A 14,655-nucleotide genomic window follows, 5' to 3' on the forward strand; every position below is an offset into this window, starting at 1 on the left:
GACGGTCCCGGCTCAGCCCGTGCCGGCCCCCAGCAGGCCGGCCACCGCTGCGGTCGACTCCGGGTGCTGGCTGAGCAGCGCCGCCACCTCGGTGTGCGCGGGCGCGTCGGGCCGCCGCCACTCGCCGGGGCAGCCGAGCAGCCCGGCGACCGCGTCGACGGCCTCGGGATGGTCTGCCAGCAAGCTGACCACCGGCCCCGCCGCCGCGACGGGCAGCGCCGCCGCCGAGACGGGGGCGGCTGCCGCCCAGGGTGGCACCCAGGCGTCCAGCGCGGCCAGGTTGTCGGGGAAGGTACGGCCCGCCTCGCGGATCAGCAACGGCACCAGCTCCGGCCCGTGCTCGCGCAGGGTGGTGATGAGGGAGGGCAGCCAGGGCAGCAGGATCGGGTCGGGCAGCTGGCCGAACGCCGCGGACATCAGCTCCACCACGAACGGCGCCAGCCCGGGCACCGGCTCCAGGGCCTGCACGAAGCCGGAAAGGTACTGCGGGAAGGTCGGCACCACCAGCGGGTTGGCCAGCAGGTCGGCGCAGCGAGCCCGCAGCTCGGCGAGGGGCAGCAGGCCCAACTGGTGGCGGGCCGCCCAGAGTAGCGCGGCCTTGGCGGGCGCCTCCGGGTGAGCCTGCGCGACGGCGAGTTCGAGCTGCGTGCGGTCGCAGCCGAGGGACAGCGCCAGGCTCTCCATGCTGAACAGGAAACCGAGCATGGCGCCGACCTGTCGGACGCCGGTCTGCTCGTCGACGACGGCGGTCGGCAGCAAGGTGCAGTAGTGCGCGTAGCCGGTGGTCACGAAGGCCGCGCACCAGGCCGGCAGGGCTGCAGCGCCGGCCCGGTGGTGGGCCAGCAGCCGGCGGATCCGGCGCAGCACCTCCGGCGCGTCGTCGACGGTGCGCTCGGCGGCGAGCAGCTCCACCGCCCGGGCGCCGAGCTCGTCGACCAGACGCGGGCTGTCGAGCAGCCGGATGGCCTCCTCGACGGCCGCCAGGGCGCCGGCCGCGGTGGCCTCCGAGCCCCGGACCGCCCGGCGCAGCCGCTGCTCCAGCACCTGCTCCACGGTGACGCCCTCGTAGCCCAGCTCGATCAACGCCCGCTGGTTGCGGCCGAGTGCGAGGTCCCAGCTCTCCTGGATGGATCGGTGTCCCAGCCGCCGTTCGCCCATGATGGGCCGGACCGCGTCGGGCGGGAGCAGGTAGCGCAGCATCCACAGCAGATCCGAGCACGGCGCCAGGTGCGGGTCGGCCCGCAGGTCCAGCAGGGCGCGCTGGACCGTACGCTTCTCCGGGTCCAGGCCAAGCGGTCGGAGCCGGTCGAGGACGTCGCGGGCCAGCGGCGGGAGGGCTTCGTAGCCCACCTGACCGACCCGGTCCCCGCCGAGGAGGATCTGGCAGAGCCGGCGCACGTCGCGCCGGCCGGGCACGACGTCCTTCTCGATGCAGGTGACCGCCGCGTCGGCGAAGTCGTACGGGGTGGGGCGGGCCCGGTTGCGCAGCCCGGCGAGGAGGATCGCGGTCTCGAAGACGGCGATGGCGTCGGCTGTGCTCGCCAGGTAGCCGTTGCGGCGGGCGAGCCGGACGATGTCGACGCACCAGCCGCGCAGCTCCGCCTCGTCGAGACCACCCGGCTCGGGTGGTGCCGCGAGGAACCCGGAGAGCCGGTCGGTGACCCCGGTGTCGGGGGCCGTGCCGGCAGCCGCCCGGCGGCGGCCCTTGGCGCTGGTGCGGCCGCCGTGCTGCCCGTCCAGCCGGTAGCCAGTGAGGCCGGCACGGGTCAGCGCCTTGCTCCACGTCGCCGCGGCGATGGAGACCGAGCCTGGGGCGAGGCCGAACTGCGCCTCGATGGCCGAGTGGCTGGACGGGATCAGCCCGTAGTGCCAGCGGGTGCCGGTGCGCGGGCTGATCTCGTACGTGGGCGCGCCGGCGGCGAGGCCGAACTGCTCGACGTGGCTGGCGGCGTGGAAGGCGCCGCAGACGTAGAGGCAGTCGGTGGGGTCGACGCCGGAGGCGGCGAGGTGTTCGCGCATCCGCGTCCACATGTAGCGTTCGCGGTCCTCGTCGCGGTCCAGGCGCGCGGAGCGGGCCGGGCGCAGCCGGCGGAACAGGCTGCCGATGAGCACCATCACCTGGCGGTAGGTGTCGTGATCGGCGTCGGCGAGCGGCTGCTCGACGTACTGGTCCCACCACTCCGACCAGTGCCGCACCTTGCCGTGGTGCAGCAGGTGCGCCTCCAGCTCGGCGAAGCCGGGGCGCAGGTCGCCGATCTCCACGCCGACCGCGTCGCCGTGCAGGGCGCCCTCGTCGCCGGGTCGCCCGCCGTCCTCGCCCGCGTCGCCGTCCCCGCCGCCTGGGCGGGTCGGCTCCGGTCGGTCGCGGGGCAGCCACTGGAAGACGTGGTCGGTGGAGCGGTCGACCAGCACCAGCTCCACGCCCGGCGTCTCCAGCGCGTACGCGATGGCCTGGTATTCGGCGGAGGCCTCGGTGATCGGCGCGACCACGCTGAGCGGGCCCCACTCGGCCGGGTGGCCGTCCAGCTCGGCGGCGAACGCCTGCACGGCCACCGGGAGGCGGCAGTTGCGCAGCTCGCCCAGGAGCGGTTGCAGATCCTCGCAGAGCTCCAGGTAGATCACCCGGGGCTGCTTCGCGCGCAGCCGGCGCAGCATCGCCAGCGCCGAGGCCGGCGAGTGGTGGCACACCGGGAAGATCTCCAGCGGCACGGCGAGGGCGCGGTCGACGTCGTCGACCATGCCGGCGAGGATGCCGGCGAGCGCGTCGGGGGAGTCGGCGAAGGCAACGGCGGCGTCGGTGAGCTGCTGGCGCAGGGCACCGAACGGGCCGGCGACGGCGGCGGTCATGAGAGGGCGGCGATGGCCTGGCGTCCGCCGTCGAGGAAGCCCTCCCAGCCGCCGCCGTCCTGCTTGGCCCGGGGTTCCACCACCCCGTGCAGGTACTTGTTGAGGATCGCGAGGTCCTCCGGGCTGCGCCGGGCCAGCGACCCCATCAGCGAGCCGGCCAACGTCTCGGCGCGCAGCATCCGGTCGCCGAAGAACTGGCTGTGCAGGATGGCGTCCTCCAGGACACCGATCTGCTCGGCGGTGGACAGCGCCGATTCGAGCTTCTCGTCGTCGCTGGTCGCCGCCGCGGCGGCGGTGCGCAGGTCGGCGAAGCTCTGCAGCAGGATGTCCAGCAGGGTGGGCGGGACCTCGAGTTCGATGCGGTGCCGGCGCAGCAGCTCCTCGGTGCGGAACCGGACGATCTCGGCCTCGCTGCGCTTGTTGGTCACCACCGGGATCCGGACGAAGTTGAATCGCCGTTTGAGCGCGGAGGAGAGGTCGTTGACGCCCCGGTCGCGGCTGTTCGCGGTGGCGATGACGGAGAAGCCGGGCTTGGCGAAGACGATGTTGTCGTCGTTCAGCTCGGGGATCGAGACGTACTTCTCCGACAGGATGGAGATGAGCGCGTCCTGCACGTCGCTGGTGGAGCGGGTCAGCTCCTCGAAGCGGCCGATCACGCCCTGCTCCATCGCGGTCATGATCGGCGACGGGATCATCGACTCGCGGGACTGCCCGCGGGCGATGACCATGGACACGTTCCACGAGTACTTGATGTGGTCCTCGGTGGTGCCGGCGGTGCCCTGCACGACGAGAGTGGAGTTGCGGCAGATCGCGGCGGCGAGCAGCTCGGCCAGCCAGCTCTTGCCGGTGCCCGGGTCACCGATCAGCAGCAGACCCCGGTCGGAGGCGAGCGTCACGATGCTGCGTTCGACGAAGGTGCGGTCGCCGAACCACTTCTGCGGGATCTCCCGGTCCAGGCCGTCGGCCCGTTCGGAACCGAGGACGAACAGCCGGACCATGCGCGGGCTGAGCCGCCAGGAGAACGGCTTCGGGTCGTTGTCGACCGACTCCAGGTAGTCGAGTTCGTCGGCGTACTTAACCTCGGCGGGGGCACGCAGCATCTCGGACATGAAGGGTGGACTCCTAGGTGAGGAAGCTCTTGAGCTCGAAGACGAGTTTGCGGATGTGACCGGAGATCACCGGGGTGCCCAGGTCCTTGAACCGTTGCCGGAACCAGGGGTTGACGCTCTGCTGGCCGGAGCTGTTGACCGAGCCGACCGGGATGAACCGCACGCCGGAGCGGTGCACGGCCTCGATGCCGTCGAACAACGGCTGCGAGCGGTCGAACTCGTAGAAGTCCGAGATCCAGACCAGCACCGTGTTGCGCGGTTCGGTGATCTTGGGACGGGCCATCGCCATGGCGACCGGTCCGTCGTTGCCGCCGCCCAGGTTGGTGCGCAGCAGCACCTCGAACGGGTCGTGCACCCACGGCGTTAGGTCCAACGCCCGGGTGTCGTACGCGATCAGGTGCACGTCCACCTTGGGCAGGCCGGCGAAGATCGACGCCAGGATGGTGCAGTTGACCATCGAGTCGACCATCGACCCGGACTGGTCCACCACCACGATCAGCCGCGCCGGAGTGGTCCGTCGGGCGGTCTGCCGGTAGTAGAGCCGGTCCACGTAGAGCCGCTGGTCCTCCGGGCTCCAGTTGGTCAGGTTCTGCCAGATGGTGCGGTCGAGGTCGAGGTTGCGGAACACCCGCTTCGGCGGCACCGACCGGTCGATGGTCCCGACGCTGGTCTGCTCCACCTGCGTACGCAGCACCTCGGCGACCTCGTCGACGAAACGGCGGATCAGCGCCTTGGCGTTGGCCAGGGCCACCCCGGACAGGTTGGCCTTGTCCCGCAGCAACTGCTCGATCAGCGACATGCTCGGCGTGAGCCGGCTGGCCAGCGCCGGGTCGGCGAGCACCTCGCGCAGGTGCATCCGGCGCACCAGGTCGCCTTCCAGCGCGGCGAGCGTGCCGCCGAGCCCGGTGCCGCCCTGCCGGCGCAGTTCGCCCGCCTCGGCGCCGAGCGCCTGCTCGAACCAGCCGGCGTCGGACTGCCACCGGGCCAACTGGCCGGCGCTGACCGGTCCGGCGCCGGTCGCGAACACGTTGAGCAGCACCTTCGACACCAGTGCTGCGCGGCGTACCTCGGCCGGCCCCGGCCGCCCGGTGGTGTCGTCGGACGTCGCCGCGTCCTCGGCAGTGGTCAGCAGGCCACGCAACTCGGCGGCGAGGGCTGGGAAACGCTGCACCACGGTGTCGACCGAGACCGCCGGGTCGAGCAGCGAGGCCGGCAGGCCCAGCTCCTCGACGACGGCCATGCTCGCCGATTCGAGGGTGGGCTGCTCGGTGGGGTCGAAGAGTCGGGCCAGCAGCCGCCAGTAGAGCACCTGCCGCCGGTTCTCGTCAGCGCGGTCGTGGATCTGCTCGGTCATCGGCGCAGCAACCGTCCCGCGCGTTCGCGCAGCACCGCCACGGCGTCGCCCGCCTTCGCCTCGGCCTTCGCGACCTTCGCGTCGCTGACGCCGCACGCCCAGTCCCCGGTGTGCACGTCGACCACCTTGCGCTTGACGTCGGCCCGCACCGCCAACGGTTGCAGCAGCCAGCGGCCGTCGTCCCAACGCAGCAGGCCGAGGCAGGCCGACGACGCGGCGACCAGTTCCGGGGTGAGCGGGCCGCAGGAGGGCAGCCGGTCGACCGCCACGGCGAGCGGGCGACCGTCCAGCTCCACCGCGAGGCCGCCGTCGTGGTCGCGGACGGCGTACCCCTCGAGCAGGACGGGTTCGGCGATCGCGGCCGGGTGCCGGTCCAGCGGCGCGATGGCCGCCGCCTGGGCACCGGGCAGCAGGACCCGCGCTGCGGCGAACGGATCGACCGGCTCGTCGAGCTGCGCCCGGTCGTCGTGCCAGTGCAGGTCCGCACCTCGCGCCGGCAGGTCGGTGACCGTCACGCCGCGCCGCTGCGCCAGCGCGGTCAGCAAGGTGGGATGGGTCTGCAGCAGGCGCCACAACGCCGGACCGACGATGGTGTCCACCTTCGCGGCGCCCACCGCGGTGCGTACCAGCCGGGGCGGCCCGCCGGCGGCCGGCTCGAAGAGCCCGTGCACCTGGATCTGCATCGCGGTGTCGTGTTCGTGCACGTCCACCCCGAGCGGCAGCAGCCGCCCGGCGACCCGGTCGACGACGTCGGCCGTGGGGTCGACGGCGGCGGCGTCCTGGGCGAGCAGCACTCCACGGGCCCACAGGTCGGCCCAGCGGCGTGCCGGCAGCTGCGGCATCGTGGCGACCGGCACACAGGCCCGCAGCTCGGCGGCGAGGCCGTCGAGCAGCACGGCGAGCCGGCGTGACTCCGGTGCGGCCAGGGCGGCCTCGACCGGCGTCCCGGCCGCGGCCACAAGCTCGTGGTCGACGCCGCGCCACCCGGTCACGGCCACCTCGTGCAACCAGGCCCGCACGGAGGCCAGCACGGGCGAGGGCCCGGCGGGTGGGGCCGGCGCCGCCGACCACGGGTCGCGGCCGCGGCCCAGCGCGGCGTCGAGCTGCCCGAGCAGCGCGTCGTGCGCGGCGCCGAGCAGCGCCGACCGGGCACCGGCGAGCGCGGCGAGATGCTCCGTCGTCACCGAGCCGGCGCAGATCTTGTCGATCGCCTCGGCGACCAGATCGGCCAGCGGGGTGGCCGCCAGCGCGCCGGCCAGGCCGGCGAGCGCCGTCGCGTCCGCCTCGCCGACCCGGGCCAGCCCGCGGGTCAGGGCGGCGTCGACGCCCGCCACCAGGTCGAGGGCGTAGGTCAGCGCGGCCGGGTGCCCGTCGGTCAGGGCGGTGAGCTGCGTGCCGAGCATCAGCGACCTGCCCCGGTGGCGGGGAACCAGTGCAGCTCGGGCAGCGGCGTGCTGCTGCCCGGCGCCTCCAGGTAGGACAGGTGGCGCAGGAACCGGCTGAACACCACCGCCGCCGGGGTCGGCTCGTGCCGCGCGTCCAGGCGGCTCAGCAGCTCCGCGCCGGTGGTCACCCCGTCGCCGGCGTCGGCCCGCAGGTAGCGGGCGACCCGGTCGAGGCCGTACTGCAGGACCGCCTCGTCGGCCAGGGCCGCCAGGTGCTTGCACGGGGTGCCGCGCAGGCCGCCGCAGGGCCGGTTGTTGTTAGTGCTGCAGTGGTAGGCGTGGGTGCCGGAGGTGAGCGACGAGACGTACACCCGCTCGATGTCCGACCCGCTGGACACCACGCCCTGCAGCCGTCCGTCGGCCAACTCCACGAAAGGCACCTTGGCCAGCTTCCGGGGCCGGGCGGGCGGCACCACCCGCACGCTGCTTCGCCGCGCCCATCCGGCGTCGTCCACGTCCGCCACCCTTCCGACCTCCCCGCCCGCCGCGACCCGGCGTCGCCCATGACGATGTCGACGCCGGAACGAGCCAGCGTCGCCGTGACGACAAGGATCATGGGCTACGGGTACGACAGGATCCGCGGGGCGGTCAGCGGCGGTCCGGGCCGGTACGGCGGGCCAGGTAGACCACGTCCGGTTCGCCGCGCGGCACCTCGACCAGGTGCGTGGTGACCGGACCGATCACCTCCGCCAGCCGGTCGGCGTACGCCGGTGCGGCCGAGGCGCTCCAGACGGCCAGTACGCCGTCGGCGGCGAGCCGGTCGCGCAGCAGTGCCGTGCCGTCCGCGTCGTACAGGGTGGCGTTGCCGGGGAACACGGTCCAGTCCGGGCCGTTGTCGATGTCGAGGCAGATGGCGTCGAAGGCCTCGTCGTTGCTCCGCAGCCAGGCCAGCATGTCCCGGTTCACGATCCGCACCCGGGGGTCGTGCAGGGCGTGCCCGCTGTGGGCGGCCAGCCGGTCGCGGTGCCACCCGATGAGCGTCTCCTCGATCTCCAGGACCACGATCTCCGCCGGCACGGCCGAGGCGGCCGCCTCGGCCAGCGAGAACCCCACCCCGAGCCCGCCGATCAGCACCCGCGCCCCCGGCCGTACCAGCTCGAGTGCCTTCCGGACGAGCAGCCGCTCCGACGCGCCGGCCCGGGTGTCCATCAGGAACACCCCGTTGCTGACGATCTCGAAGTGCCCGCCGCACTGCCGCAGGACGAGCTCGCCCCGCTCGGTCACCACCCGATCAACCACCGCAACCGCTTGATTCACCCGGCCAACCTATGCCGGCGCAATGTGCCTCTGCGCCCGATTTACCGGCGTCCGGGAGTTTGCCGCGCGGGAAACGGGGAAACGGCACCGCGCCGTGGAAGGGGAGTGCGGGGTGCCGGCGAACGTGGACCCTGGGTGTGAGCTGTGCAGCCGGCCTCCGCCGGCCGGCTGGGTGTTGGCGTACCAGGACGGTGCGGCACCGGCCGAGGAAGGCACCCGGGAGACGATGCTGACCCTCGGCAACGGCTACCTGGCCACCCGCGGGGCGGCCCCGGAGGCCTCCGCCGACGGCGTCCACTATCCCGGCACCTACCTCGCCGGTTTCCACAACCGGCTGTACGGGGCCGATCGGCCGGACAGCGACGAGGGCATCGTGAACCTGCCGAACTGGCTCCCGTTGACGTTCCGTCCCGCCGGCGGGGACTGGTTCGCGCCAGGGCAGGGGCGGCGGGAGCACGTGCACCAGATGCTGGATCTGCGGCGCGGGGTGTACCTGCGGGAGTTGCTGGTGGTCGACCGGGACGAGCGGCGTACCCGGGTCCGGCAGCGACGGCTGGTGTCGCTGGCGAGTCCCCACCTGGCGGCGCTGGAGACGAGCATCGTCGCGGAGAACTGGTCCGGCCGGTTGGAGATCAGGTCGGGCCTCGACGGTGGGGTGGTCAACGCGAACGCGCCGGCGGAGGCGGGTAGCTGCGGTCGGCATCTCACGGACGTGGCAACCGGCGGGGACGACGCCGAGACCGTCTGGCTGACGGCGGTGACGACCACGTCCCGACACCAGGTGGCCGTGGCGGCGCGTACCAGGGTCAGCGGCGCCGGCGTCGCCCACCTCAGGCTGGCGGCGGCCCACGGACCGAACGACGTGAGCCAGGTGATCGGCGTCGACGTGACTCCCGGAGACCGGGTGGTCGTGGAGAAGACCGTGACGATCTTCTCCAACCGCGACCGGGTGGTCTCGGAGCCGTTGACGGCCGCCCGCCGGGAACTGCGGCACGCGGGGACCTTCGACATGGTGCTGGCCGACCACGACACGGCGTGGACCCAGCTGTGGGAGCGGTTCCGGCTGGATGTCGGAGAGGAGCATGCCTGGCAGGTGCCGATCCGGGTGCAGACGTTCCATCTGCTGCAGACGCTGTCACCGCACGTGATCGACCTGGACGCCGGGGTGCCCGCCCGGGGACTGCACGGCGAGGGCTACCACGGGCACATCTTCTGGGATGAGCTGTTCGTCTACCCGTACCTGAATCTGCGGATGCCGGAGCTGACCCGGGCGCTGCTGGCCTATCGGTACCGGCGGTTGCCGGCGGCCCGGCGGCAGGCGGCCGCGGCGGGCATGGCCGGCGCGCTGTTTCCCTGGCAGAGCGGCGACAGCGGTCGGGACGACAGTCCGTCCCGGTCGCGTTCGCCGGTGACCGGGGAGTGGGTGGCGGACCACAGCGGCCGGCAGCAGCATGTCAACCTGGCCGTGGCCTACTGCGTGTGGCGGTACTGGGAGACGACGGGCGACCTGCCGTTCCTCGCCCACTCCGGGCTGGAGATGCTGGTCGAGACGGCACGGTTCTGGGCCGGCCTGGCCACCTACGACCCGGCCGACGACCGGTACGACATCCGCGGGGTGATGGGTCCGGACGAGTTCCACGACGGCTACCCGGGTCGGCCGGGGCAGGGGCTGGACAACTCCGCGTACGTCAACGTGATGGTCGCCTGGGTGCTCGGCCGCGCCGAGGAGGCCTGCGCGATCCTCAGCCGGCATCCGGGGGTGGCGCCGTGGCGGAAGGTCGCCCCGGCGGACGACGAGCGGCGCCGGTGGGCGCACATCCGGGGCCGGCTACGGCTGGCCTTCCTCGACGATGGCATCCTCGCCCAGTTCGAGGGCTACGGCGACCTGGCGGAGCTGGACTGGGACCGGTACCGGCGGCGGTACGGCGACCTGCGGCAGCTGGGTTCGCTGCTGCAGGCCGAGGGCGACGACGCGAACCGCTACAAGATCTCCAAGCAGGCCGACGTGCTGATGCTGCTGTACCTGTTCAGCGCCGAGGAGCTCACCGGGCTGGTGCGCGGCCTGGGGTACGAGTTCGCCCCGACCCGGATCCCCGCCGTCGTCGACTACTACCTGTCCCGCACCACCCACGGTTCCACGCTCAGCCGGGTCGCCCACGCGTGGGTGCTGGCCCGGACGGACCGTCGCCGCTCGTATGAGATGTTGACCACCGCCCTCGGTACCGACCTCACCGATCCGCAGCACAGCTCGACCCGCAACGGCATCCACCTCGGCGCCGCCGCCGGCACGCTGGACATCCTGCAACGGTGCTACACCGGCCTGGAGGTCCGCGGCGACGTCCTGCGGCTCAACCCGCTGCTGCCCGACGGGCTCGACGAACTCGACTGCGTGATCAGGTACCGCAACCAGTTGATCTTCCTGCACGTGGACCACGAGGGGCTGCGGATCTCCGCCGCCCCGGGGGCGGGCCAGCCCGTTCCGGTGGCCGTACGGGGGGAGTCCTTCCCGCTGCCGCCCGGGACGACCGTGGAGGTCGCGCTGCACGACGCCGCGACGCCTACCAACGCGCGTTCGTGGTAGTCAGCCACGACCAACGGGTCACGACCTGAGGAGAGCAGCATGACCGTCACGGTTCCCGAGGTGATCGTCCGCTACTACCAGCTGAGCGCCGAACCCGACATCGACGCCTTCGTCTCCTGCTTCACCGACGACGCAATCGTGGCCGACGAGGACCGGACCTACCAGGGCCCGGCGGCGATCCGGGCCTGGCGCGAGCGGACCGCGGCCGAGTTCGACTACAAGGCGATTCCCGAGGCGGTCGAGGAGGAGGCCGGTGGCAACGTGGTGGTCAGGACCCTGGTCTCGGGGACGTTCCCGGGCAGCCCGGTCCGGCTGCGGCACCGCTTCACGCTGCGGGACGGTCTGATCGGCGCCCTGGACATCCGGCCGTGAGCAGCGCCGGTCAGTGGTCGGCGAGGGGCAGAATGGTGCGGCTCTTTCCCGGGCGGGGGTAGGCCTCAGCCGCCGCGGCCAGCCGGCCGGCGGCCGCGCCGGCTCACCGGAGCCGGTGCCGGACCCAGACGTTGGGCTCGACGTAGACGGCGTGGTCGTGCGTCACGTCGCAGTGCACCGGCACGAGCGCGCCCGGCACGTGCACCGGGCCGCTGGTGTCGAACGGCAGGCCCGTCCAGGAGCGCCAGTCGGCGAGCGTCCCGCTGATCATCATGGACCGGGTGGCGACCCGCTCGATGCGCCCGCCGGCCCGGACGTGCACCCGCAGCCACGGGTCGACCGGCAGGCCGTCGGCGCGGACCTGCGCCGCGTAGTCGGTCATCGGCAGGTCGGGGTGGGTGTGCTTACCGCTGGGGCGGACCGGGGCGACCAGCGTGTCGTAGCCGAGCTTCGCGACGGCCTCCCGCATGGCGGTGAGCATCAGCGCGGACAGGCCGCGTCCGCGCTGGTCCGGCCGGATGCAGATCTCCAGGGCCGAGACGATGTTCGGGGTGGCCCCGGTGAGGCGGGTGATGGTGGCCCGCTGGATGACCCGGTCCCAGCCGCCGTCGGGCAGCTCCGCCTCCGTCCAGCGCAGCGGCACGGCGTACGCCCGGGCGACAGCGCGCCCCGGCTCGGCGGAGTCGACGGCGGCGAAGACGAACTCCGGGTAGAGGTCGTGGGCGACGCTGTAGTACACGGAAGCCATCGGGTCCCAGAGCATGAACTGGGGCCACGCCCCGTCGAAGTCCTCGTCCAGCAGCGGGGCGAGGTCGGGCCGTTCGGCGAGGCTCACGATGTCGAGGGTCACGGCGGAAACCTAGAGCGCCGGGCCGCGCCCGGGCACCTCAATTTCGCGCCCCGGCTCGGCCCGCCGCCGGCCGTCGGCTACTCCTTGTCCACGTGGGGGGCCCGCCGGGCGAGCAGGAACACGGCGCCGGCCAGCACGGCCAGGGCCAGGATCTCCCCGATCAGGTCCCCCGGTCCCGCCTGGATCCGCTCGTCCAGCCAGAGCAGGCCGACGGCGAGCGACACCAGTGGGTCGGCCACGATGATCGTGGCCAGGGCCGGCGCGCCCAGCGGACCGGCCTGGTAGGCGTTCTGGCTCAGCAGCACGCCGAACGGACCCAGGATCATGAGCCCGTACGTCTGCCAGTGCCCGAACACGCTCAGCGGGCTGCCGTTGTAGTGGAATGCGAGGCTGCTGATCAGGCCTGCGGTGACGCCGTAGCAGACGCCGGCGGCCAGGGCCAGCGGCAGCGGGCGCCACTTGCGGCCCAGCCCGACGGCGGCCACCAGGCACAACGCGACCGCCCCGACCACCGCGACGCCCAGCAGCAGGGCCGACGAGAGCGTTCCCAGCCCCTTGCCCTGTCCGGCGGTCGGCCGGGCGATCAGCAGGAACGCCGAGAGCGCGACCAGGCAGAGCACCGCTTCCAGCATGATCCTGAGGTCCGGGCGCCTGCGCTCGGTGAGCGAGTGCAGCAGGATGTACCAGACCAGCCCGGTGATCAGCAGCGGCTGCACCAGGATCAGCGGCATCAGGCTGAGTGCGCCGACCTGCAGGCCGAAGGCACCGGCGGCGAGCACCACCGACCAGCGCCATTCGGGTTGGCGGATCAGGTGCAGCAGCAGGGTGGGCCGCCCGGCCGGACTCTCGGGAGCGCGGTGCGAGGCGCGGAACTGCAGCACCGAGGACGCCCCGAACGCCGCGGCGGCGCCGAGGGCGAGTGGGGTTCCGGCCAGCACGTCGGCGGTCAGCATGGGCGTTCCGGCCCGATCATGCGGACCTGCGCCCAACGGTGGTGCGAGCCCGGCGGCCCTTCCCGGTACGCGTGCGAGTAGACCTGGTGGTCGCTGGGGGGTGGCCGGTCGAGTCGGCGGGGCAGGCGGAGGGTCCGCCACGGCACCCGCAGCAGGAACCGGATGATCAGCAGCCCGAGCAGGTAGCCGCCGATGCTGTCGGTGAGCCAGTGGTAGCCGAGGTAGGTGGTGCCGATGGCCACCAGCACACCGGGCAGCCACTGCAGCACGCGCCGGACCGGCACCGCCAGGTACGGCGCGAGCAGCATGGCCAGCACCCCGTAGTAGACGATGCCGTTGCTCACGTGCCCGGACGGGTAGAACTCCTCCCATCCCTGGCTGAACAACCCCACCGAACCGTGGTGCGGGGCGCCACGCGAGGTCCACTTCTTCAGGCCCACGATCAGGATGGTGCTCACGATCGGGGCCAGGCCGGCCGGGATGACCGGCCGGATCGTCCGGTGCCGCCAGGCGAGCCAGAACGACACCGCCACGGTCAGGGTGGTCAGCGGACCGCCCTGGCCCAGGTAGTCGAAGGCCAGCATCAGCTTGGCGACCGGTGGTGGCCGGTGCTGGTCGCACCAGTCCCGTATGGCGATGTCGACGTCGAGCAGCGGCGACCACCACACCAGCGCGGCGGTGAGCGCGGCGAGCGCGGCGACCAGCAGGCCGTCGAGCCACCAGCCGGCCGGTACCGGAGCCAGGGCGGGTTCACCGAGCGGGCGAGGCGGACGAACGTCGGGCTTCCGGGCGGACCTTCCCGCTGTCATCCGCCTCCTCCCTCGTCTGGTCGAACCGGCACTGGTGCTGCCGAGAGCCTGAAAGTACCTTATATGGGGAGAAATCCGCCGGTAAGCTGCTATTCATCCCGAGGGGCGGCGGCTGGTGGCGCGCTCCGCCTTTCGTCGCTGGAGGCGTACGACATGTCAACGACCGCGACCCGGTGCCCGGCGCCCACGGTCCGCCGGTCTGTGGGTCCCCACCCGGTGCGGCTGGGCGTGCCGGGCGAGCGCGACCGCGCCGCTCACGGCGAGCAGGAAGCCCAGCACCGCCACCGGCTCGGCGCCGGGCCGCACCCGGTCGCCGAGCACCAGCCAGCCGGCCACCGCCGGGGCCACGGTCTGGCCGAGGATGGTGGAGGCGGAAGCGACCGTGACAGAGCCGCGCTGCAGGGCGGTGGCGTAGAGCAGCACGCCGGTCATCCCGGCCAGCACCAGCGTGTAGCTGACCGGGCTGGCCAGCACCATGCCCGGACTGCTGGCCCGGCCGAGCAACCGGGCGCCGACCGCCGCGGCGCCGAAGGAGAGCCCGGCCAGCACGCCGGGCAGGGCCGGGCCCCGCATCCGGGGGCTGCCCAGGTAGGCGCCGACGGCCAGCGCGAGCACCGCGCCGAGCAGCCACCAGCCGTCGTTCGGCGAGGCCTCGGCCGGCGGGCTGGTGCCGGCCGAGAAAACCAGCAGCAGCAGGCCGGCGACCACACCACCGATGGCCACCCAGTCCCGGAGGGCCAGCCGGACGCGCAGCACCAGCATGGCGATCAGCGCCACCAGGCTGAGGTTGGCCGCCCCGACCGCCTGCACCGCGAACAGCGGCACGGTACGCAGCGCGGTGAAGGTGAACCCGGAGGACGCGCCGTCCAGGGCCAGGCCGGCCGCGTACGGCCCGGTGCGCACCAGCCGCCACAGCAGCCTCGGGTCGAGGTGTGCCATGGCCGCCACCCGGCGCGCTCCGATCGACTGCAGGATCGCCGCGGTGGCGCTGCACAGTGCGGCGAGGAGCGCCAGCAGAAAACCGAAGGCCATGGAGAAGTCCCGAGATCGTCGGCGCCGGATCGGCCGGTCGATGCCC

12 protein-coding genes are annotated in these 14,655 nt (G+C 73.1%); 2 read left to right on the top strand and 10 right to left on the bottom strand.

Annotated features, from left to right (window positions below):
• Nucleotides 1-12: 12 nt before the first annotated feature.
• The 6 genes from ACGF4F_RS02110 to ACGF4F_RS02135 all read right to left on the bottom strand — a co-directional run bounded on the left by ACGF4F_RS02110 (nt 13) and on the right by ACGF4F_RS02135 (nt 8,012).
• Nucleotides 13-2,847 (bottom strand): DUF5682 family protein, encoded by a 2,835-nt coding sequence (locus ACGF4F_RS02110; protein ID WP_357435472.1) that lies wholly within the window; start codon nt 2,845-2,847, stop codon nt 13-15.
• A complete protein-coding gene (locus ACGF4F_RS02115; RefSeq protein WP_357435470.1) occupies nt 2,844-3,956 on the bottom strand; it encodes an AAA family ATPase in 1,113 nt (370 codons plus the stop codon). Before ACGF4F_RS02115 ends, ACGF4F_RS02110 begins: the two co-directional genes overlap by 4 nt.
• 13 nt (nt 3,957-3,969) lie before the next feature.
• Nucleotides 3,970-5,310, bottom strand: coding sequence for a VWA domain-containing protein (locus ACGF4F_RS02120; protein WP_357435469.1), 1,341 nt, complete (start codon nt 5,308-5,310; stop codon nt 3,970-3,972).
• The gene (locus tag ACGF4F_RS02125) at nt 5,307-6,713 is read right to left on the bottom strand and encodes a hypothetical protein (protein WP_357435468.1); all 1,407 of its coding nucleotides are present in this window, start codon (nt 6,711-6,713) and stop codon (nt 5,307-5,309) included. Before ACGF4F_RS02125 ends, ACGF4F_RS02120 begins: the two co-directional genes overlap by 4 nt.
• The gene (locus tag ACGF4F_RS02130) at nt 6,713-7,219 is read right to left on the bottom strand and encodes a hypothetical protein (protein WP_357435466.1); all 507 of its coding nucleotides are present in this window, start codon (nt 7,217-7,219) and stop codon (nt 6,713-6,715) included. Before ACGF4F_RS02130 ends, ACGF4F_RS02125 begins: the two co-directional genes overlap by 1 nt.
• A 124-nt stretch (nt 7,220-7,343) precedes the next feature.
• Entirely contained in the window at nt 7,344-8,012 is a 669-nt protein-coding gene (locus ACGF4F_RS02135) for a spermidine synthase (RefSeq protein WP_357435464.1), read from the bottom strand.
• 112 nt (nt 8,013-8,124) lie between these two features.
• Between ACGF4F_RS02135 and ACGF4F_RS02140 the strand changes: the two genes are divergently transcribed.
• Nucleotides 8,125-10,593, top strand: coding sequence for a glycosyl hydrolase family 65 protein (locus ACGF4F_RS02140; protein ID WP_357435462.1), 2,469 nt, complete (start codon nt 8,125-8,127; stop codon nt 10,591-10,593).
• 39 nt (nt 10,594-10,632) lie between these two features.
• Nucleotides 10,633-10,965, top strand: a complete 333-nt coding sequence (locus ACGF4F_RS02145; RefSeq protein ID WP_148798803.1) for a nuclear transport factor 2 family protein — start codon at nt 10,633-10,635, stop codon at nt 10,963-10,965.
• 103 nt (nt 10,966-11,068) lie between these two features.
• On the opposite strand, the gene ACGF4F_RS02150 is transcribed toward ACGF4F_RS02145, so the two are convergent.
• From ACGF4F_RS02150 to ACGF4F_RS02165, 4 genes are all read right to left on the bottom strand, one after another.
• Nucleotides 11,069-11,815, bottom strand: coding sequence for an N-acetyltransferase (locus ACGF4F_RS02150; RefSeq protein WP_393073993.1), 747 nt, complete (start codon nt 11,813-11,815; stop codon nt 11,069-11,071).
• Between the two features lie 77 nt (nt 11,816-11,892).
• Nucleotides 11,893-12,768: a DMT family transporter gene (locus ACGF4F_RS02155; RefSeq protein WP_357435459.1), complete on the bottom strand. Its 876-nt coding sequence runs from the start codon at nt 12,766-12,768 to the stop codon at nt 11,893-11,895.
• Nucleotides 12,762-13,577 carry a phosphatase PAP2 family protein gene (locus ACGF4F_RS02160; protein ID WP_393073996.1) on the bottom strand — a complete coding sequence of 272 codons (816 nt, stop codon included), beginning with the start codon at nt 13,575-13,577 and terminating at the stop codon, nt 12,762-12,764. The genes ACGF4F_RS02155 and ACGF4F_RS02160 overlap by 7 nt, the downstream gene beginning before the upstream one ends.
• 156 nt (nt 13,578-13,733) lie before the next feature.
• Nucleotides 13,734-14,609, bottom strand: coding sequence for a hypothetical protein (locus tag ACGF4F_RS02165; RefSeq protein ID WP_357435455.1), 876 nt, complete (start codon nt 14,607-14,609; stop codon nt 13,734-13,736).
• Nucleotides 14,610-14,655 lie beyond the last annotated feature (46 nt).

This window comes from Micromonospora sp. NPDC047740, assembly GCF_043204735.1.
Classification (GTDB): domain Bacteria; phylum Actinomycetota; class Actinomycetes; order Mycobacteriales; family Micromonosporaceae; genus Micromonospora.